A 20,931-nucleotide genomic window follows, 5' to 3' on the forward strand; every position below is an offset into this window, starting at 1 on the left:
TTTCTATTCGATATTCAATCAATTGCTTGCCGAGCACACAAAAGCATCGGAGTAGAACTGCTTGGCAGGCAAGCCAGCTTCTGTGAGTATTTTTCTTGCGCTATGAATCATGGCATCCGATCCACAGGCGTAGACAAACGCATTTTTCCAATCAGACACCAAATTGAGCATCACATGCTGTACATAGCCCGTCTCACCTGCCCAGTTTTTATGCGCACGAGACTGAACCGGGATATAGTTGTACCCGGGCACAATGTTGGACACATCAAGATAAAAGTCACCAGGCTGGCGACCACCCCACAGTACGGTTACCGAACTGGGTTTTTTCTCAACCGGCAAGTGCGCGATGGATTCCAACATAGACTTGACCGGGGCAATCCCAGTACCCGTTGCGAGGAAGAACAAGTCAATATTCGCGGTGTCTCGTAACCAAAAAGTACCAAGCGGACCATTGATACGCAGAAGATCGTCAACTTTGGCCTTATTGAACCAGTACTCACTCATCGCCCCTCCACCAACCTTGCGAATATGGAGCTCAAGTGTCTTTTCAGCACAGTGGGAATTCGCCAAGGAATAACTCCGACGCACGCCACCAACACCAATGACATCAATATACTGACCGGGAATAAATTCAAAATTAGCTGTCGGCGGAAGACGTAACACTACCTTGATTACATCTATGGCAATGTGTTCCAGAAAAGATATGCGACAAGGCAGGGTCTTGGGTATGGGGATCGCAACATTACCAAGATCTTCCACGTCGAGTTCAACGTCCGATTGAATGGATCGTGAGCAGGTTAAAACCCACCCTTCATTCAGCTCCGTAGAGGTCAGCCCCACCTCATCCAACAGTGGGTATGTCGACCCATTCAGCACCTTTGCCTTACAAGTGCTACAACGCCCCGTCCGACAACTGTAAGGAAGCTTGATTCCAGAAGCTGCTGCCGCATCCAATATGGAGGCATTCTCATTTACTTGAAATTGACGCCCGTCTGCTAGTTTAGCAATTGCCACGGCTTTAGCTTGCTCCACCAATACATTTTTGGGTTTTCATTTAAATAACTCTCCCATAACTATCTTCAAATCGAACAATGTCATCCTCCCCCAAATACCCCCCCGACTGCACTTCAATAATCTCTAACGGAACCGTCCCAGGATTGGACAACCGGTGGATCTCACCAAGAGGAATGTAAGTTGACTGATTTTCGGTCAAGAGGGTTATTTTTTCGCCATTAGTTATCTCAGCAGTCCCTTTAACAACGATCCAGTGCTCTGCCCTGTGGTGGTGTTTTTGCAAGCTCAGACTAGCTTTTGGCTTGACCTGAATCCGTTTGACCTTAAAGCGGACACCTTCGTCGATACTGTCGTACCACCCCCAAGGGCGGTGGACTTTGCGATGGAGGGTATGCTCTTCGCGGCTTTGCTTCTGAAGTCCATTTACGATGTGCTTAACATCCTGGCTGCATGATTTGTTCACAACCAGAACAGCGTCGGGGGTTTCTATGACGATAATATCCTCTACACCAACCAGACTCACCAGTCGGCTGGTGGCATGGACAAGCGTATTGCGGCTGCCTGTGGTCAACACATCACCAATGTATGCATTGCCTCTTTCATCTTTTGGCAGCACCTTCCAAACGGCATCCCAGGCCCCCAGGTCACTCCAGCCGGCATCCAGCGGCACCATCTTGATAGAAAAGCGACTACCCGGGCAGTGCTCTATCACTGCGTAATCAACAGATTCGGCGGGAATAGCCGCGAACTCGCTTTTATCGGGCCTAACGAATTGCTCATCAATTGATCGTTTAGCCCAGGCTGAGCGTGTCACGGCCAAGATATCTGGACGGAATGTTTCAAGTGCTTGCAACCATGTGGAGGCTTTCAGCACAAACATGCCCGCATTCCAGAAATACCCTCCCTCTTCTAGGTAGATCTTGGCGGTGTTTTCATCAGGCTTTTCGACAAATCGCCGGACCGTCTGAGTCTTGATACCAACAGTTGCACTGTCGGTCTGGATATAGCCATAGCCCGTTTCTGGACGGTCAGGTGTCACCCCCAAGATCACAATCGTACCGTTTGCCGCTTCTTTAATCGCTGCATGCGTCGCCACGGCGAACGCTCCAGAATCGCTTACTGTCTGATCGGCAGAAGTCACCACAAGAACTGGGTCACGCCCCTCTTCCGTTGCCGCCAGTGCCGCCAAGGTGAGCGCAGGTGCGGTATTGCGGCCGGTCGGCTCTAGCAAAGCGCAGCCCAACTCAATACCAATTTCTCGCAATTGCTCCGCGGCCAGAAAGCGATGATCCTCGCCAGTCACGATCAACGGTGAGGCAAACTGCATATCAGCATTACCCAAACCTGATAAGCGTTGAGCAGCTTGCTGAAACAGGCTTTCGTTACCTGTCAGACACAGAAATTGTTTGGGGAAGCCGGTTCGAGACAACGGCCACAAGCGCGTCCCGGAGCCGCCACAAAGAATTACAGGAGTAACACTAATCATGCGCTTTTGAATTCCTTCTCAACCAAGACTTTTTATTTATAACCTGAGCACCTGAATTTCAGATTTTGGCGCCTCATAGTTCATCCATTTTTGTCACAAAATTACTGCAAAATGGCAGACCTATACTACCATTTGGCTCATTGCAAGCCCATACGATGCACCCGAACTTGTCTTTAGGAGTGGGAGAAGGTTTTCGTATTTACCCCCTCTCAGCCTACACTTTAAGGCAGTAATTCAAGCCACTAGTACCCTGCTCCCAAAGAGTTCGCACTGAGTGACATCCGGATATTTTTGCAAGATATGCGTCATCCAGAAATAGGCATACTCCTGCAGCCGTGTTTAGTGGCTGGCCACAACACCCAGAGCACCACCTCGACATAACATATTATGGAGAAACATTCTAAACACACCACAACAAAAATTATAAAACCGAATACAATAACATTAATCGCGACTCAAAATCACTTTATTTCGATAATAATTAGTACTTTGCACCTAATACCATGACAAGTGGTCTGCATCGTTAGGCTTACCTCTCAAATCTGCCAACTTCTACACCCATTAATCACTCACGTTCCTACACACTCTCTCAAAATTCACCTACAACACAAGGCAAGAGTGACTGGAAGCTAAGCTTATGGTAAAAGCAGTGCCTATCCCAAACACTCTGTTCTCGCCATCTAAAGACAGAGACAACCCAAGAGCCCCTCAGCAGCTTCCCTCCCCTCAAACACCGCCCGCACCACCAAATCTGCACCACGAACCATGTCTCCACCGGCAAATACTTTGGGGTTGCTGGTCTGATATTTGTGCTCTCCATACTCGGCCGCTAGGGTGCGACCGTTCGCTGCAACCGCTATGCCTTGCCTCTCCGACCATGAAGCTGCTTCGGCCTGGAAGCCGAAGGCTATGATGACATGGTCGCATTCTACGATTTCTTCACTACCCGGTACAATCTCTGCGTTGCGGCGGCCTTTCGCATCGGACTCTCCAAGGTAGGTTTCGGCCAATTTCACGGCCAGGATACCGTTTTTCATCGGCTCTATAGAGAGGGGCTGGCGATTCCAGAGGAAGTCAACACCCTCTTCCTTCGCATTCGCCACCTCACGCTTGGAACCCGGCATATTCGCTTCATCGCGGCGGTAGGCACAGATCACACTTTTGGCGCCCTGACGTATCGCGGTACGGTTGCAATCCATCGCCGTGTCGCCACCACCCAGCACCAATACTCGCTTACCTTGCATAGAGATTACGGACTCGCCTACCGGCAGCGTCCCCAAGCCTTGGCGCACATTATTGATCAAATAAGGCAAAGCCTCCAACACTCCAGGCAAATCCTCTCCAGGAAAGCCGCCTTTCATATACTTATAAGCGCCCATACCCATGAAGATAGCGTCGTATTGTTCCAGCAACTCTTCAATCTGGATATCTTTGCCGATCTCGGTATTGAGCACGAACTCCACTCCCATACCTTCCATGATCTCGCGGCGCCGCTTGATCACGGACTTTTCCAGCTTGAATTCAGGAATACCAAAGGTCAACAACCCGCCGATTTCTTCGTAACGGTCATAAACAACGGCCTTGACGCCATTGCGAACCAGTACGTCAGCACAGGCCAAGCCTGCAGGACCGGCCCCGATAATAGCAACTTTCTTATCCGTCCACACCACCTTGGACATGTCCGGACGCCACCCTGCCTTGAAGGCCTCATCAGTGATATATTTTTCGATGCTGCCGATGGAGACCGCGCCGAAGCCGCCTTGGTTCAAGGTACATGCGCCTTCGCACAGACGGTCTTGCGGGCAAACCCTACCGCAGATTTCCGGCAGGCTATTGGTTTTGTGCGACATTTCCGCCGCCTCGAACAAGCGTCCTTCCTCCACCAGCTTCAGCCAGTTGGGGATGTAGTTGTGCACCGGGCACTCCCATTCGCAATATGGGTTGCCACAGGATAAGCAGCGGCCAGCCTGCTCAGCCGCATCCACGCTATGCAGGGGCTGGTAGATTTCTTTGAATTCGATCTTGCGCACCGAAGCGTCGACCTTGTCGCCGGGGTTGCGTGCAAGCTTCATGAATTGGAAAACATCGCTCATGGTTGTTTCCTGTCTTGCTGGGCCCGCCGCTCACAGGCGGCCGGGCTTTTAATGAGGTGATTTGACTAGGCCGCGCTCGCGCGGCTCAGTCGTGCCGTCTTCTTAGTCCTTGAGCAGGCTGTCGAGCTTGGCCGCCTTGGGTTTGATCAGCCAGAAGTAATCGACGTAATCGTCGAAGTTCTCCAGCATCGCCTTGGCCGTCTCGGAGCCGGTCAATTCAACGTGCTTGGCGATCTTTTCCAATAGATAAGCGCGGTACATGCCCATGGCCTCGCCGTTGATCAGGTGGATATCGATCAGCTCGTTGTTGTAGCGATAAGCGAATTTCTCATTCGGGTCGTAGACGAAGGCGAAGCCGCCTGTCATGCCGGCGCCAAAGTTGTAGCCGGTTTCGCCGAGCACGATGACCGTGCCGCCGGTCATGTATTCGCAGCAATGGTCGCCGGCGCCTTCGATGACGGCCAGCGCGCCGGAGTTGCGCACCCCGAAACGCTCTCCCGCCACGCCTGCGGCGAACAATTGCCCACCGGTAGCCCCGTAGAGACAGGTATTGCCAATGATGATGGACTCGCCTGCCCGATATCCCGCGCCCTTGGGCGGATAGATGGTCACTCGGCCGCCGGCCATGCCTTTGCCTACATAGTCGTTGGCGTCGCCTTCCAGCTCCAGGTGCAAGCCGGATGCGTTCCACACGCCGAAGCTTTGCCCGGCACTGCCGCTGAACTTGATCTTGAGGCAGCCGAACGGCAAGCCAGCGGCTCCGTGAACGCGGGCGATCTCGCCGGACAAGCGCGCGCCGATGGAACGGTGGGTGTTCTCGATGGGGTAGCTCAGTTCCAGCATCTGCTTATTGTGGATGGCGGATATGGCGTCCTGCAGAATGGCTTCCGCCAATTCGCCCTTGTCAAAGGAAGGGTTGCTGGCGCTGACGCAGAAACGCGGCTCGCTGTCCGGCACCCGGCCTTGCGACAACAAGGGCGACAGGTCCAGCTTCTGCTGCTTGTCGGTATCTCCGGCCGCCAGGCTCAGCAAGTCCATCCGACCGATCAGCTCTTCCATATTGCGCACGCCCAGCTTGGCCATCCACTCGCGGGTTTCACGCGCGATGAACAGGAAATAGTTCATCACCATTTCCGGCAAGCCGGTGAAGTATTTGGAGCGCAGCTTGATTTCCTGGGTAGCCACGCCGGTGGCGCAGTTGTTCAGATGGCAGATGCGCAAGTATTTGCAGCCCAGCGCCACCATCGGGCCGGTGCCGAAGCCAAAGCTTTCCGCGCCCATCATCGCCGCCTTGATCACATCCAGGCCGGTCTTCAAGCCGCCGTCGGTCTGTACCCGCACCCGGCCCCGCAGGCCATTGGCGCGCAGCACTTGCTGCGCCTCAGACAAGCCCAGCTCCCATGGGGAGCCTGCGTATTTGACCGAGGTCAGCGGCGAGGCGCCGGTGCCGCCGTCGTAGCCGGAAATAGTGATCAGGTCAGCGTAGGCCTTGGCCACGCCGGCGGCGATGGTTCCGACGCCGGGCTCGGCCACCAGCTTGACCGACACCAGCGCGGACGGATTGACCTGCTTGAGGTCGAAAATCAGTTGCGCCAAGTCTTCGATAGAGTAGATGTCATGATGCGGCGGCGGCGAGATCAGGCTGATGCCTTCCTTGGCATGGCGCAGCCGCGCAATCAGGCCGGACACCTTGTCGCCCGGCAGCTGGCCGCCCTCGCCCGGCTTGGCGCCTTGCGCCACTTTGATCTGCAGCACTTCGGCATTGACCAGGTAATGCGGCGTAACGCCGAAGCGCCCCGAAGCCACCTGCTTGATCTTGGACATTTTCTCTGTGCCGTAACGCGCGGCGTCCTCGCCCCCTTCGCCAGAGTTGGAGCGGCCGCCCAGGCGGTTCATCGCGATCCCCAGCGCTTCATGCGCCTCCGGCGACAAAGCGCCCAGGGACATGCCCGCGGAGTCGAAACGCTTGAGGATGGCTTCCACCGGCTCCACTTCGTCGATAGAGATGGGCTCGCCCAATGGCTGCACCTGCATCAGATCTCGCAGCATCGCCACCGGGCGTTGGTTCACCGCCTCGGCGTACTGCTGATAGGCCTGGTAGTCGTCGTTCTGCACCGCCTTTTGCAGCAAGGTCACCACATCGGGGTTGTAAGCGTGGTATTCCTCGCCGTGCACGTACTTGAGCAAGCCGCCCTGTGAGATCGGCCGCATCGGGTTGAAGGCGAAACGCGCCAGCTTTCGTTGATCGTCCTCGAAGTCGGCAAAACCCGCGCCGGACACTCGCGACACCGTGCCCTTCAGGCACAGCTCCACCACCTCTTCATGGATGCCCACTGCTTCGAACAGCTGTGCGCCGCGATAGGAGGCGATGGTGGAGATACCCATCTTGGACAGTACTTTGAGCAAACCTTTGTTGATGCCCTTGCGATAGTGCTGCAAGGCTTCGTTGAGCTTGAGTTTGACCTCGCCGCTCTGTACCAACTCGATGATGCTCTGGTAAGCCAGATAGGGATAGACCGCGGTGGCCCCGTAGCCGATGATGCAGGCCATCTGGTGCGCGTCGCGCACTGTGCCGGTTTCCACCAGAATATTGGTCTTGCAGCGCAAACCACTGTCGATCAATGCGTGATGCACCGCGCCGGTGGCGAACAAGGCCGGGATGGGCAGGCGTTGCGCCGTCACATGGCGGTCGGACAGCACCACGATGACCGTGCCCTCCCGGACCGCATCCACAACATGCCGGGTCAGCGTTTCCAATGCCTGGCGCAAATCGGTTTCGGTGGGGTCGTAGCACAGGTCGAAAGTCGTCGCCTTCAGATAAGGCTCCGGCCGCGTGGTCACGCGGGTGAATTTCTCGTGCGACAGCACCGGAGAGCGCACTTCCAGCCGCTTGGCGTGCTCGGCGCTCTCTTCGAACATATTGCGTTCCGGCCCAAACACCGTATTCAGCGACATCACCACCGCTTCGCGGATGGGGTCGATAGGCGGGTTGGTCACCTGGGCGAATTGCTGGCGCAGATAATCAAACGGCGAGCGCACTTTCCGGCTCAACACCGCCATCGGGGTGTCGTCTCCCATTGAGCCCACCGCCTCCTGGCCGTCTTCGGCCAGTACACGCAGGATTTGGTCTCGCTCTTCAAAGCTGATATTGAACAGCTTCTGCAAACGCGCCAGTTCGTCCTTGGACAAAGGCTCGACTCCGGCATCGTCCTCGATCGACAGCTCCAGGTATTTGGCGCTGTCCTTAATCCATTGCCGATACGGCTTGGCGCTCTTGAGCTGGGCGTCGATCTCCTCCGGCAACAACAGCTCGCCGGTGGCCAGGTCCGCGGCGAACAGCTGGCCCGGCTTGACCCGGCCCTTGCGCACCACATTTTCGGGCTGGTAGTCCCACACCCCCACTTCGGAGGCGATGGTCAGGATATTGTCGCGTGTCAGCACCCAACGCGCCGGCCGCAGGCCATTGCGATCCAACATACAGGCGGCGTAGCGACCGTCGGTGAGCACGATGCCGGCCGGGCCGTCCCACGGTTCCATATGCATGGAGTTGAATTCGTAAAAGGCGCGCAAATCCTTATCGGTCGAATCGACATTCTGCCAAGCCGGCGGCACCAGCAGGCGCAGCGCGCGGAACAGCGGAATGCCCCCCATCAGCAGGCCTTCCAGCATATTGTCCAGCGACATCGAGTCGGAGCCGTCGGTCTGCACGATGGGACGCACCGCGTCCATGTCCAGATGCGGAGATGCCATGATGCGCTCGCGCGCTCGCGCCCAATGACGATTGCCCTGCACAGTGTTGATTTCGCCGTTGTGAGCGAGAAAACGGAAAGGCTGCGCCAGCTTCCATTGCGGCCAGGTATTCGTGGAGAAGCGCTGGTGGAACACGGCCAGGCTGGACTCGAAACGGGAGTCGTTCAAATCCAGGAAAAATTTGGGCAGGTTCTCCGGCGTGACCAAGCCTTTGTAGGACAGGGTGTGCGGCGACAAAGTCGGCAGATAAAAAAACGGGTCGTCTGCCTTATTGGCTTTCTCAGCCTGGCGACGACCCATATACAAACGGCGCTGGAACATTAATTCGTCCATGCCGAATGGACAGTTAACAAAGACCTGGACCATGGCGGGCAGAGATGCCAAGGCCGCCTCCCCACAGGCGCTGTTGTCGGTGGGAACCTGTCGGAAACCCGCCACCTCCAAGCCTTGAGACTCCAGAAACTCGCGCAGACGCCGCAAGCTGCGCTCCCCCTGCTCCGGATCGGGATGGTGGAACACCAGCCCTGCGGCGTACACTGGCTTCAGCGTCAAGCCGGCCTCCGCGGCGACTTCGCGCAAAAACCCGTCCGGCTTGCGAAACAGCAGACCACAGCCGTCGCCGGACTTGCCGTCGGCGGCCACAGCCCCGCGATGAGTCAGCTTGGCCAGCGAGGAAATGGCGGTATTCACCAGCCAGTGACTGGGTTTATCGTCAAGCTGGGCGATCAAGCCGAAACCGCAGCTGTCTTGTTCGAAGTCCGGATGGTACAGGGTGCCCTGTAGCCAGCGTTGTCTGTCCATAGCTTTGTCCTGCTTATAATGTGAAACGAATGTTTCGATTCTAAGGGCAAGGAGCTTGACCCTGCAACCGGTTTTTGTGCACCGCATTAGACTATAAAAATCATTATGTTACATCGTGTTTTTTAATTTTTCGATGTCGAAAAATCGTATTTTTACGACGGATTAATTGTGATTTTGTGACGCGGACGTTCAATAAAACGACTGTCAAGCTACCTTGTCAAGGACATCCAAAATGGCCATTTCAATCAAAACAAGTATATTGTCAAACAATAGCCAATAATAATGCCCATCCTGTCTCCCCATCCCGCCAATCAGGAGCTGATCCGCCACTTGGCCGAGCAGGCGTTTTCACGTTCCGCCGGCGCCCCGCTGGTGGGCGGCAATCACCTGGAACTGCTCTACGACAGCGTGGAAAATTTCCCGGCATGGGAACAAGCCATCGCCGATAGCCGGGAATCGGTATTCATAGAGATGTATATCTTCGCCAACGACGCATTTGGCCTGCGAATCCGGGATCTACTGACTGAACAGGCCCGCGCCGGAGTGAAGGTCTGCGTGCTGTACGACTGGCTGGGCAGCTGGAAAACGCATCTGGGCAGTTTCTTCACCCCGCTGCAGGCCGCGGGAGCGGAACTACGCGCCTACAATCCGCCATCGCTGACCGCAGGCCTCAGCATGCTGGGCCGCAATCATCGCAAATTGATCGTGATTGATCGCCGAACCGTCTTTGTGTCCGGCCTGTGTATCAGTTCCAGTTGGGAAGGTCGCCCGGAGCGCGGCCAAGAGCCCTGGCGCGATACCGGCGTCAAATTCAGCGGACCGCTGGCGGCCGACGCTCTGGCCGCCTTCGCCGACAGCTGGGCCAGCTGCGGCAGCCCGCTGCCCGCGGAATGGCTAACCCCGCCGCCGGCGGAGAACTGCGGCGGGGTAGCGGCGCGTCTGATCGCCACCACGCCGGCTACCGCGCAAATGATGCGGCTGGATTTGCTGATCGCCTGCTTCGCCCGGCGCACCTTGTGGCTGACCGACGCCTATTTCATGGGCACCAGCATGTATCTGACCGCGCTGAAACAGGCCGCGCGCGACGGCGTCGATGTCCGCTTGCTGGTGCCGCGTTCCAGCGACATCGGCTGGATCGCCACTGTATCGCGCACCCAATACCGCCCGCTGCTTGAAGCCGGCGTTCGCGTTTTCGAATGGGACGGCCCGATGATCCACGCCAAGACCGCGGTGGCGGATGGACGTTGGGCGCGTATCGGCTCCACCAATCTCAACCTCTCCAGTTGGCTCGCCAACCGAGAACTGGACGTGGCGGTGGAAGACCAGACTTTGGCGGAAAAGCTGGCCGAGCAATTCCTGCGGGATCTGGACCACGCCACCGAGGTGATTCTGGCCGGGCAACGCCGCCGACCGACGCTGACCAAGCCCCGCCCCAAGGACTATCACGGCCTGCAGCTGCCGCCGCATACCGCCGCCCTCAGCGGCGCTAGCGCCGCCGCGCGGCAGGCGGCGCGGATTGGCGACGCGCTGGACGTGGTGGTGCGCGGCACCCGCAATGTCGACGCCAGCGAAGCGTCCGCCTTCCTGACCATAGGCATGGCCCTGCTGATCTTCGCCAGCCTGATCGCTTTCTTTCCCTGGCTGGTGGCGGCACCCTTGCTCTTTTTGCTACTGCTCAGCGGCGGGGCCATCGTCGCCAAGGCCTTGGGCTTGTACTGGGCCAGACGTGGCAAAAAACAACAGCCGCCGCCGGCTGCGCCGGCAAGCGCTCAAGATGGCGCGCCCCAGGACAAATGCGATTAAAAACAAATCCTTGACCTAGGTCGAGGTCTTCAATACATCCCCGCCGCCCCACGAGAGGCCGCCGCCAGCCGCTTTTTTCTGGGAAAAGTTTTTGCTGCGCAACAACATGACAAGCAAAAGGTCTAAAATGCGCGCTTTCTTGGGATGTTCTCCAGGCCGGCAGACGTGAAGCGCGCGCAAACTGAATGAGATGCGTGCCAGCTACGGACCGCGGCGCAAAGCGCCCTGTTTTTATTCGCGCCTCAAGGCCAGCCTCCATGGCGGCGGCGGACCTCGCGTCTGCCCGTGCGTACAGAACTGCGCCCCAACGCGCACCGAGTGACACCGCAAAGGGTTACAGGTGCCCGCGGCCCCGGATCCGCCTACGGCGAACCGGCGGCCTCCCCGCGTCCCGCCCGCCGCGCGTGTCCGAGTTACAGCAACTGAGGGCTCAGGTATGCGTTTTCATTTCCCCATCGTAATCATCGACGAGGACTTCCGCTCGGAAAACACCAGCGGCTCCGGCATCCGCGAACTCGCCGCCGCCATGGAGGCGGAAGGCATGAGCGTGATCGGCTACACCAGCTACGGCGATCTGACCTCCTTCGCCCAGCAACAAAGCCGCGCGGCCGGCTTCATCCTGTCGATAGACGACGAGGAATTCCACACCGAAGACGCGGCGCAGGAAGCGCTGGGCAAACTCTACGGCTTCGTCGCGGAAATCCGCCGCCGCAACCCGGACATCCCTGTCTACCTGTACGGCGAAACCCGCACCGCGCGCCATATCCCCAACGATATCCTGCGCGAGCTGCACGGCTTCATCCACATGCACGAGGACACGCCGGAGTTTGTCGCCCGCCACATCATCCGCGAAGCCAAAAGCTATCTGGATAGCCTGGCTCCACCATTCTTCCGCGCGCTGGTGGACTACGCCCACGACGGCTCTTACTCCTGGCACTGCCCCGGCCACTCTGGCGGCGTCGCCTTCCTGAAGAGCCCAGTGGGCCAAATGTTCCACCAATTCTTCGGCGAAAACATGCTGCGCGCCGACGTCTGCAACGCGGTGGACGAACTGGGCCAGTTGCTGGACCACACCGGCCCCATCGCCGCCTCCGAGCGCAACGCCGCGCGCATCTTCAACGCCGACCACCTGTTCTTCGTCACCAACGGCACCTCTACCTCCAACAAGATCGTCTGGCACAGCTGCGTGGCGGCCGGGGACATCGTGCTGGTGGACCGCAACTGCCACAAATCCAATCTGCACGCCATCATGATGACCGGGGCGATTCCGGTGTTCCTGATGCCGACTCGCAACCACTACGGCATCATCGGCCCGATTCCGAAATCCGAATTTCAGCTCGACAATATCAAGAAGAAAATTCAGGCCAATCCCTTCGCCCGCGACGCGCTGGCCAAGAACCCGCAGACCAAGCCGCGTATCCTGACGCTGACTCAGTCCACCTACGACGGCATTCTCTACAATGTCGAGGAGATCAAGCACCTGCTGGACGGCGAGGTCGACACCCTGCACTTCGACGAGGCCTGGCTGCCGCACGCCGGCTTCCATGATTTCTACGGAGACTTCCACGCCATCGGCGAAGGGCGGCCGCGCTGCAAGGACAGCCTGATCTTCTCCACCCAGTCCACGCACAAGCTGCTGGCCGGCATCAGCCAGGCCTCGCAGATTCTGGTGCAAGACCCGGAACAACGTCAGCTGGACACCGCCTGGTTCAACGAGGCCTATCTGATGCACACCTCCACCAGCCCGCAATACTCCATCATCGCCAGTTGCGATGTGGCGGCGGCGATGATGGAACAGCCGGGCGGACAGGCGCTGGTGGAAGAATCGCTGGTGGAGGCGCTGGACTTCCGCCGCGCCATGCGCAAAGTGGACGAAGAATACGGCCGCGACTGGTGGTTCAGCGTCTGGGGACCGGACGACCTATCCGACGACGGCATCTGCGACCCGGCCGAGTGGCAACTGCGGCCGGATGAGCGCTGGCACGGCTTCGCCGGCATCGAGGACAGCTTCAATATGCTGGACCCGATCAAGGCCACGGTACTGACGCCGGGCCTGGATGTGGACGGCAGCTTCGAAGAGATGGGCATTCCCGCCGCCATCGTCACCAAGTATCTGACCGAGCACGGCGTGGTGGTGGAAAAAACCGGCTTGTACAGCTTCTTCATCATGTTCACCATCGGCATCACCAAAGGCCGCTGGAATACGCTGATCTCCCTACTGCAGCAGTTCAAGGACGACTTCGACAAGAACCAGCCGATGTGGCGGGTCATGCCGGAGTTCATCGCCAAATACCCGCAATACGAGCGCGTCGGCCTGCGCGATCTGTGCCAGCGCGTCCACCTGCTCTACAGCAAGCACGACGTGGCCCGCATCACCACCGAGATCTACCTGTCGGAAATGGAGCCGGCCATGCGCCCTGCCGATGCCTTCGCCAAGATGGCCCACCGCGAGATCGAACGCGTGCCGGTGGAACAGTTGGAGGGCCGCGTCACCGCGGTGCTGCTGACACCCTATCCGCCGGGCATCCCCTTGCTGATTCCCGGCGAGCGTTTCAACAAAACCATCGTTGACTACTTGCGCTTCGCTCAGGACTTCAACCGCGAGCTGCCCGGTTTCGAGACCGATGTGCATGGGTTGGTGGCGACGGACCTTAACGGCCGCAAGGTCTACTGTGTCGACTGCGTGAAATGAGGCACGGCGGCGGTGCTCCGCCAGCGCGCCGCCGCCACAATTTCTACACAATAATCTTTAACACACCAGGCTGGCGCGCTCGCGGCAGCGTGCGATAATCGCCGTCATGATGTCATTGGACCGCCGTTACGCCCTCATCGCCTGGCTCTTGCTCAGCCTGGCCGGCTGCCTATGGCTGGGCTGGCGCCAGTTTGGCGAATTGGAGCAGCGCTTCCGCCAGGAATCCTTTATCGCCCTGCGTCTGCTAAGCCAGAAAGCCTCGCAACACGACGCGGTTCTGGCCACCTTGGCCGCCTCGGAACAAAGCCGTTTGCCGGCCGACATGCTCAAGCGCCTGCAAACCGCCATGCCTCAGCTCAGCGCGGTGGGTTACTGGCGGCAACAACAATGGCATGGCGACCCCGGCGGTCTCCGCCCGCCGCTGGCCTTGTTATGGCAGGCCCAGCAACAAGGCCAGACCGTCCTCGGCTTCGACGCTCAACAGCGCTACTGGCTGCAAAGTCCCGACGGCTGGGCGCTGCTGATCGACCCGCTGCGCATGCTGGTCCAAGCCGAACTGCCTGAACCGCTGGAAAACATCTCCCTGCAATTGCGCGGCCACCGTATCGAATTGCTGCAACGCAAGGCCGGCGCGCCGGTCAATGACTGGGACCTGAGCCTGGACCGCAAACTGCCCAGCGCCAGCCAGCCCTTCCGTCTATCCAGCCGCACAGCCTTGAGTTGGAACAGTTTGCCCTGGATGGAAATCCTGCTATGGAACGCGCTGCTCGCAGCCGTTGCCGTCGCCTTGTACGCCAGACATCGCCAACGCGCCTCTCAACAGCGCCAGCAGCAGCAGGACCGGCTGGCCGCTCAAGCCCGGCTCAACACCCTGAATGAAATGATGGCCGGGCTGGCGCAGGAGTTGAACCCGCCGCTCACCGCCATCATCGCCAACACCCGCCAGCTGGAGCGGACGCTGGACGAACCCTCTCAGCGCGAAACCGTGCGCGACACGCTGCTGGCCACCGGCGCGCAAGCGCGTCGCGCCGCCGCCTTGATCAGTCGGCTCAGCCGCCTGCTGGCCCATCCCAAAGCCACTGAAACCACGCCGCTGGACCCAGACGCCCTGGTGAATTCCCTGCTGTTCCTACGTCAGGCCGAACTGGCCAACCAAAACATCACCCTGGAATGGCATAACTTAAGCCCAGACGAATGGCCCCGCGCGGAACGCACCGCGCTGGAACAGATCCTGCACAATCTGGTGCAAAACGCCTGCGACGCGCTACAAGAACAAGGCGGCCGCATCGTGATCAGCGGCGAAAGCGACGGGCACAACTATCGCTTCAAGGTCATAGACAACGGCCCAGGGATTCCCGACGCCATCCTGCCCAAGATCTTCCTCCCCTTCTTCACCACTCGCTCCCGCGGCATGGGCCTGGGTTTACCGCTATGCGAAACCCTGGCTCGGGCACAAGGCGGCAAGCTGCACGTGCAAAACGCCGCCAACGGCGGCGTCATCGCCCAGCTGATATTGCCCTGGGCCAAACGCGGCGCCTAGAGCGGCTGACAAGCCCCTGATGCCGCGTTGCGCCGACTTGCCGTATACAAGTACTGCCTGCGTCGGTGCGCCTTGCCTCAGAACCTGTTTACGATCTGCTGCGCATCGGCGATACAGCGTTGAAAACCGCGTCGAAATGCTCATGTACCGTGTGTACACTCCGCTTTCTCAGCGGTTTTCGCCTTGTTTCACCTTAGCTCGCGAGATCGTAAGCACGTTCTCAGGCGTGAAACTGATTTTTGTCAGTCGCTCGTAACGCCTCAGTCCTTGCTCGCCAGCGCCAGCCGCAAAGCCAGCCCGCCAAACACAGACGCCAGCAGCCATTGCGGCAGCCGGCTGCTTCCCAGTTTGTCGCCAAGCGCGCGCCCGAAACGGCTGGCCGCCAAGATGATCGCGCCGTTGATCAGCAGGCCGATCGCGTTCAACACAGTTGCCAACACCATGATCTGCAGGGAAACCGGCCCAGCTGACGGGTGAACGAATTGGGGGAACAAAGCCAACACGAAAAGCGCCATCTTGGGGTTGAGCAAGTTGGTGATCAGACCTTGGGCCACGATGCGCGGCATCGACTGCGCGTCCGCCGCGCCGGGGACGCTCAACACACTGCCGCTACGCAGCGTGGTCCAAGCGAGGTAGAACAGGTAGGCGGCGCCGGCGATGCGCACCGCATCGTAGGCCATCGGCGCATGCGCGAACAACTGCGCCAAGCCGAAGGCCGCCGCCAGAGCATGGCAGTAAGTCCCCATCTGAATACCCGCCAAGGTGGCGAAACCGGCCTTGCAACCCTGGCTGGCGCTGCGGCTGGCGATCAACAGCATATCCGGGCCCGGCGTCGCCGCGAGCGCAACGCAGGCGAGACTGAACAACAATAGCGTAGACAAATCAGGCATGGCGGACATTCCGAATAGATACAAATTGCCATGATACAAGCCGGCCCGACGGAATCAAAGCCTCAATCCAGCGCCGCGCCGCGTTCCCGCAGCAAAGCTCGCAGCACCGAACGGTGGCAGCGCGCCTCGTCCTGACAGTAACAGCCGATGGAAAAGTGGCTGCCGTGCGACAGCGCCGCCAGCAAATCCAGCTCGCGGCTTTGCGCCGGCGCCTTCATCTCCGCGCGATACGCCCGCTCGAAAGCCTGCCATTCAGCGGGACCCTGCGCGGCCTGCGCCTGTTTTACCAGCTCCGCGCTAGGCGCCAGGTTGGGAAACCACACGTCGTACCAATCACCGCTGGCAAACGCCTCCTTGGGTACACCGCGCGGCGGCCTCCGCACCGTACCGATGCGCGTGCCCTCCTGCGGGTGACGCGGACTGCCCAATTGCACGACGCGTATCGTCATAGCTCGCTCTCCGAAACAGCGCAGCCGGTGCGCCGCGCGGAACAACATTGTCATCGATGGCGAACCCTGCGTAGACTAAGGGCCTGCCCCCAACCAGAACAATCCTCATGCAACACTATCCGCTTTATCTACTGATGGCGGCGGCCACCGTGCTCAGCCCCGGCCCCGGCATTTTGATGACCCTGACCAATTCTCTGCGCTTCGGCCTGCGCGGCACCATGGGCGGCATTCTCGGCACCGCCTGCGGCTCCTTCATCGTCGCCGGCGTGTCGGCTACCAGCCTGGGCCTATTGCTGGCGGCCTCGGCGCTAGCCTTCACCGTGATGAAATGGATAGGCGCCGCTTATCTGTTTTATCTGGGCGTCAAACTACTGCGCGCGCCGGCTTTCCGCTTCGATGAGATTCAAACCCAGCCGCGCGGTTTTGCCCGACGCTTTGGAGAAGGCATGGCGGTACAGCTGACCAACCCCAAGTCCATCTTCTTCTTTCTATCCATTTTCCCGCAGTTCATCGACACTCAAGGCGCTTACGCGCCGCAATTTCTGCTACTGGTCGGCACTTTCAGCAGCCTGATCATCCTGATTCACACCGTGTACGCGTTGACCGCCCAGCGCGCGCGGCGCTGGCTGGCCAGCGAGCGCGGAGGCAAATGGGTGAACAAGGCCGGCGGCATGACATTTCTGCTATTCGGCGCTCTGCTCGCCAACGCCAACAAGTAAAAACGCCATGAATCTGCAATTGGAATCTCCGCGGCAACACGATGTGTTAGAGCTAATCCGCCAACTGGACGAATATCAGGCCGCCCTCTACCCGGCGGAAAGCAACCACTTGATGGACCCCTCTGCGCTGGAGCGGCCCCAGGTGCGCTTCATTGTTGCCCGCGACGAGAAGGGTGCCGCCGCCGGCTGTGCCGCACTGGTGCGGCATGAGGATTACGGCGAGATCAAACGCATGTTCGTGGCGCCGTCCCAACGCGGCAAGGGGGTAGCGCAGGCACTACTGGGGCGCTTAGAGGAAGAAGCCCGCGCCGCCGGCCTACCCGCGCTGAAACTGGAAACCGGCGTGTCCCAGCCAGAAGCCATCGGCCTGTACCAACGCGCCGGCTTCAGCCCCTGCCCTCCATTCGGCGCCTACGCCCCCGATCCGCTCAGCCTGTTCATGAGCAAAGCATTGTAGGCCTGTTGGAGCGTAACGACTACCAGCCGTTCTCCAATACCAGGTGGCCGGGCGCGCTTTGCCGGCTCATCCGGTAGCCCATCTTCATCAATTGCCTATGGGTGTCCTCCACCATGGCCGGGTTGCCACAGATCATGAAACGCGAGTCTTCCGGCGACATCGACAGCCCAGCCGCCCGCTCCAAACGTCCATTGGCCAGCAAGGCCGGTATACGTTCGTCCAACAGGCCGTCCGGCGCGTCGCGCGTCACGATGGGCAGGTATTGCAGTTTATGGCCGTGCTCTTCCCACAACGGATGCTCGCATAAAGCAGCGATGAAATCCTGGTAGCTGAGCTCCTCGGCGCGTCGCACGCAGTGCGCCAGCACGATGTGCTCGAAACGCCGCCACTGCCCCGGATCCTGCAGAATCGACAAATACGGCGCCAAGCCGGTGCCAGTAGCCAGCAGCCACAGATCCTTACCCGCCGGCAGCCGGTCCGCCAAGAAGAAGCCCATCGCCTTCTTGTCCAACATCACTTCTGCGCCCACTTGCAACTGCGCCAGGCGCGAACTGAACTGGCCTTCCGGCACCACGATGGAATAGAACTCCAGATACTCGTCGGTCACCGCCGAACACATCGAGTACGCCCGCCAAACTTGGCCGCCATGATCGCCCAGCGGCAGGCCCAAGCGCGCAAACTGCCCTGGCTCAAAACGATAGGCGTCCGGCCGCCGCAAGCGGAAGCTGAGCAGATTGTCCGCCCAACGCCGCAACCATAAAATGGGTTGAACCGTGTATTTCTCTTCGATCGCTGTATCCATTGCTCGCCAATACCCAAGTAAATCACTCAAGTATTGTCCTCCAGATCGGCTACGGCTTCAAGCCGGCGTCACAGAGGCGCTCAACGATAGGCGGCCAGCCATTCCTCATGCAGCGTGGCGACTAGTTGCCCCGCCGGCAGCTCCCGGCCGGCGGCCACGTTTTCGCCAGCCCACAAGGATAGAAAATCAGACAGTTCTGCCTTGGCCGCCGCGGCTCGCAAGGGCCCGGTCAAGGCGTTCATCACAGGATAAGCCGGCACCAGGTCTTCCTTGTCGGCCATCAATTCCATATAACGGTTGCTCAGGCCGCGCGCGTGGCGCCCGGAAAACGCGCGGGTCAAACGGGTGCCGCCGGGCGCGGCCTTGGCCAGCTCGCTTTTCCACAAGGCGGAAATACCGGACTCCGGGCAACGCAAGAACGCGGTGCCCAGCTGGCACGCCTGGGCGCCGTGACGCATCGCGGCGGCGATGTCGCGCCCATGCATGATGCCGCCGGCGGCGATCACCGGCAGCGGTTGGTTCTGCGCCAATTCGTAAACCAGCGACAGCGTCGGCCGCAGGCTGTCCTGCGGCCGGCCTATGAAAGTGCCGCGATGGCCACCCGCTTCCCGGCCCTGCGCGCAGATCGCGTCAGCGCCCAGTTCGGCCCAGGCCAACCCTTCCGCCATATTGGTGGCGGTGCCGATCACGTCTATCTTGGCCTGCTTCAACAATTTGAGCTGATTGCGGTTGAGGATGCCGAAGGTGAAGCTGGCCACCGCCGGCTTAGCCTCCAGCAACGCTTCGAACTGACGTGCGAACGGCTCACAGAAGCGCTCCGGGATTTGCGGCGCCGGCAGTCCCAGCTCACGGTGCAGCGGCGCCAGCCACTCCAGCGCCTGTTCCAAGGCTTCCCTGCCGGGAACGGGATCCTCCTGCACAAATAGATTGATGCCGAAAGGCTTGTCCGTGAGGCGGCGCACCGCAGCGGCTTCGCTGAGTAGGCGTTCCGGCGGCAGCAGCGCCGCCGCCAGGAAACCCAGGCCGCCGGCCTGGCTGACCGAGGCCACCAAGGTAGGGGTAGTGGCGCCGCCCGCCATCGGCGCCTGAATCAAAGGGGTGTGCAACTGCCAGCGACGACACAAAGCGGAAGCCATATTTATCCTCAGATTACGCCCGCGCGGGCGTCGGTTGAAAGACTGCGCTATCAGACGCGCTCTTCAATCAGTCCGCCAAAGCCTGCTCCAGATCAGCCAGGATGTCCTCGATGTCTTCTATGCCTATCGACAGTCTCACCCCTCCTTCGCGGATCCCCAACCGGGCCTTCTGCTCGGGCGGCATGCCGCCGTGCGACATCGTATAGCTGTGATTGATCAACGACTCGACTCCACCCAGCGACTCCGCCAACGCGAACAAGCGCAGCCGCTCCGCCAATCTGCTGGCCGCCTCGCGGCTATCGTCCTTAAGCCAGATGCTGACGATGCCGCCGAAGCGACGCATCTGTCGGCGGGCCAAATCATGCCCCGGATGCTCAGGCAGCCCCGGGAAGAACACCCGCTCCACCTTGGGGTGCGATTGCAGGTAATTCGCCACCCGCTCCGCGTTATCGCAATGGCGATCCATGCGCAGATGCAGGGTCTTGATGCCGCGCAGGGTCAGGAAGCAATCCTGAGGTCCCGGCACCGCGCCGGCCGCGTTCTGGATGAATTTGATTTCGCGATGCAAGGCATCGTCGTTGACCGCCGCCAGGCCCAGCAAGACGTCGGAGTGACCGGCCAGATACTTGGTGGCGGAATGCACAACGATGTCGGCGCCCAAATCGAGCGGATTCTGTAAATAAGGCGTGGCGAAAGTGCTGTCCACCGCCACTCGCGAGCCATGAGCATGCGCGATCTTGGACAACGCCGCGATGTCCACCATGCCCAACAACGGATTAGTGGGCGACTCCAGCCACAGAAGCTTGGTCCGCGTGCTTATTAGCGCAGACAGGCTCCGACTATCGCCCAAATCCGCGAAAGTGACTTTGACGCCAGCCGGCTCCATCACCTTGCTCAGCAAGCGGTAAGCGCCGCCATAAAGATCCGCCACCGCGATCACCTCGTCGCCCGGCTTCAGGCAAGCGCGCAGCACCGCGTCTATGGCCGCCATGCCGCTGGCAAAGGCCAGGCCGTGGCGGGCGTTTTCCAGGCTGGCCAGGCAAGCCTCCAGCGCCGCCCGCGTGGGATTGCCGGTGCGGGCATAAACAAAGGGCATGGCTTCACCGACATGCCCGTATTCGAACACCGAAGTCTGGTACACCGGCGGCATCACTGCCTTGCCATGATCTGCGTTGTCATAGCCGGCATGAATGGATCTGGTTGCAAATTTCACGGGTTTTCCTCAAAAAATCATTTACTTGCCTACATTGTCCGACAAACAGACCGCAATCAAGCTCCTAGCGCGCCGCGTCCATGACT

Annotated in this window: 14 protein-coding genes; 5 read left to right on the forward strand and 9 right to left on the reverse strand. The window is 59.5% G+C overall.

What is annotated here, in order from left to right; translation table 11 throughout:
* Nucleotides 1–18 precede the first annotated feature (18 nt).
* The 4 genes from BR71_RS11045 to gltB all read right to left on the reverse strand — a co-directional run bounded on the left by BR71_RS11045 (nt 19) and on the right by gltB (nt 9,144).
* A complete protein-coding gene (locus BR71_RS11045; protein ID WP_208854863.1) occupies nt 19–1,032 on the reverse strand; it encodes a 2Fe-2S iron-sulfur cluster-binding protein in 1,014 nt (337 codons plus the stop codon).
* A gap of 22 nt (nt 1,033–1,054) precedes the next feature.
* Complete coding sequence (locus BR71_RS11050; RefSeq protein WP_043636982.1) at nt 1,055–2,500, reverse strand: mannose-1-phosphate guanylyltransferase/mannose-6-phosphate isomerase; 1,446 nt, start codon at nt 2,498–2,500, stop codon at nt 1,055–1,057.
* Nucleotides 2,501–3,180: 680 nt separating this feature from the next.
* Nucleotides 3,181–4,593: an FAD-dependent oxidoreductase gene (locus tag BR71_RS11055; RefSeq protein ID WP_043636986.1), complete on the reverse strand. Its 1,413-nt coding sequence runs from the start codon at nt 4,591–4,593 to the stop codon at nt 3,181–3,183.
* 102 nt (nt 4,594–4,695) lie between these two features.
* On the reverse strand, nt 4,696–9,144 hold the full coding sequence (gene gltB / locus BR71_RS11060) for a glutamate synthase large subunit (protein ID WP_043636995.1): 4,449 nt from the start codon (nt 9,142–9,144) through the stop codon (nt 4,696–4,698).
* 282 nt (nt 9,145–9,426) lie between these two features.
* On the opposite strand from gltB, the gene BR71_RS11065 reads away from it, so the two are divergent.
* From BR71_RS11065 to BR71_RS11075, 3 genes are all read left to right on the forward strand, one after another.
* On the forward strand, nt 9,427–10,947 hold the full coding sequence (locus BR71_RS11065; protein ID WP_052370502.1) for a phospholipase D-like domain-containing protein: 1,521 nt from the start codon (nt 9,427–9,429) through the stop codon (nt 10,945–10,947).
* 436 nt (nt 10,948–11,383) lie between these two features.
* Nucleotides 11,384–13,639, forward strand: coding sequence for an arginine/lysine/ornithine decarboxylase (locus BR71_RS11070; RefSeq protein WP_043636998.1), 2,256 nt, complete (start codon nt 11,384–11,386; stop codon nt 13,637–13,639).
* A 106-nt stretch (nt 13,640–13,745) separates the two neighbouring features.
* Nucleotides 13,746–15,179, forward strand: a complete 1,434-nt coding sequence (locus tag BR71_RS11075; protein WP_043637001.1) for a sensor histidine kinase — start codon at nt 13,746–13,748, stop codon at nt 15,177–15,179.
* Between the two features lie 260 nt (nt 15,180–15,439).
* On the opposite strand, the gene BR71_RS11080 is transcribed toward BR71_RS11075, so the two are convergent.
* The gene (locus BR71_RS11080; protein WP_043637164.1) at nt 15,440–16,069 is read right to left on the reverse strand and encodes a LysE family translocator; all 630 of its coding nucleotides are present in this window, start codon (nt 16,067–16,069) and stop codon (nt 15,440–15,442) included.
* A gap of 62 nt (nt 16,070–16,131) precedes the next feature.
* Nucleotides 16,132–16,518, reverse strand: a complete 387-nt coding sequence (locus BR71_RS11085) for a DUF488 domain-containing protein (RefSeq protein WP_043637005.1) — start codon at nt 16,516–16,518, stop codon at nt 16,132–16,134.
* Between the two features lie 107 nt (nt 16,519–16,625).
* Between BR71_RS11085 and BR71_RS11090 the strand changes: the two genes are divergently transcribed.
* Nucleotides 16,626–17,237, forward strand: coding sequence for a LysE family translocator (locus BR71_RS11090; RefSeq protein WP_043637009.1), 612 nt, complete (start codon nt 16,626–16,628; stop codon nt 17,235–17,237).
* A 7-nt stretch (nt 17,238–17,244) separates the two neighbouring features.
* Entirely contained in the window at nt 17,245–17,694 is a 450-nt protein-coding gene (locus tag BR71_RS11095) for a GNAT family N-acetyltransferase (RefSeq protein ID WP_043637012.1), read from the forward strand.
* A gap of 19 nt (nt 17,695–17,713) precedes the next feature.
* Here the strand turns inward: BR71_RS11095 and BR71_RS11100 are convergent, their stop codons facing one another.
* From BR71_RS11100 to BR71_RS11110, 3 genes are all read right to left on the reverse strand, one after another.
* Nucleotides 17,714–18,496 carry a ferredoxin--NADP reductase gene (locus tag BR71_RS11100; RefSeq protein ID WP_043637015.1) on the reverse strand — a complete coding sequence of 261 codons (783 nt, stop codon included), beginning with the start codon at nt 18,494–18,496 and terminating at the stop codon, nt 17,714–17,716.
* 80 nt (nt 18,497–18,576) lie between these two features.
* Complete coding sequence (locus BR71_RS11105; protein ID WP_052370503.1) at nt 18,577–19,632, reverse strand: NAD(P)H-dependent flavin oxidoreductase; 1,056 nt, start codon at nt 19,630–19,632, stop codon at nt 18,577–18,579.
* 67 nt (nt 19,633–19,699) lie between these two features.
* Complete coding sequence (locus tag BR71_RS11110; RefSeq protein ID WP_043637019.1) at nt 19,700–20,845, reverse strand: trans-sulfuration enzyme family protein; 1,146 nt, start codon at nt 20,843–20,845, stop codon at nt 19,700–19,702.
* Between the last annotated feature and the right edge of the window lie 86 nt (nt 20,846–20,931).

Origin of the sequence: Chromobacterium haemolyticum DSM 19808 (assembly GCF_000711885.1) — a bacterium.
GTDB lineage: Bacteria > Pseudomonadota > Gammaproteobacteria > Burkholderiales > Chromobacteriaceae > Chromobacterium > Chromobacterium haemolyticum.

Bases quoted from the DNA above. Each gene is read 5' to 3' on its own strand.
- BR71_RS11050 (WP_043636982.1), bottom strand. From the start codon at position 2,500: ATGATTAGTGTTACTCCTGTAATTCTTTGTGGCGGCTCCGGGACGCGC.
- BR71_RS11055 (WP_043636986.1), bottom strand. From the start codon at position 4,593: ATGAGCGATGTTTTCCAATTCATGAAGCTTGCACGCAACCCCGGCGAC.
- gltB (WP_043636995.1), bottom strand. From the start codon at position 9,144: ATGGACAGACAACGCTGGCTACAGGGCACCCTGTACCATCCGGACTTC.
- BR71_RS11065 (WP_052370502.1), top strand. From the start codon at position 9,427: ATGCCCATCCTGTCTCCCCATCCCGCCAATCAGGAGCTGATCCGCCAC.
- BR71_RS11070 (WP_043636998.1), top strand. From the start codon at position 11,384: ATGCGTTTTCATTTCCCCATCGTAATCATCGACGAGGACTTCCGCTCG.
- BR71_RS11075 (WP_043637001.1), top strand. From the start codon at position 13,746: ATGATGTCATTGGACCGCCGTTACGCCCTCATCGCCTGGCTCTTGCTC.
- BR71_RS11080 (WP_043637164.1), bottom strand. From the start codon at position 16,069: ATGCCTGATTTGTCTACGCTATTGTTGTTCAGTCTCGCCTGCGTTGCG.
- BR71_RS11085 (WP_043637005.1), bottom strand. From the start codon at position 16,518: ATGACGATACGCGTCGTGCAATTGGGCAGTCCGCGTCACCCGCAGGAG.
- BR71_RS11090 (WP_043637009.1), top strand. From the start codon at position 16,626: ATGCAACACTATCCGCTTTATCTACTGATGGCGGCGGCCACCGTGCTC.
- BR71_RS11095 (WP_043637012.1), top strand. From the start codon at position 17,245: ATGAATCTGCAATTGGAATCTCCGCGGCAACACGATGTGTTAGAGCTA.
- BR71_RS11100 (WP_043637015.1), bottom strand. From the start codon at position 18,496: ATGGATACAGCGATCGAAGAGAAATACACGGTTCAACCCATTTTATGG.
- BR71_RS11105 (WP_052370503.1), bottom strand. From the start codon at position 19,632: ATGGCTTCCGCTTTGTGTCGTCGCTGGCAGTTGCACACCCCTTTGATT.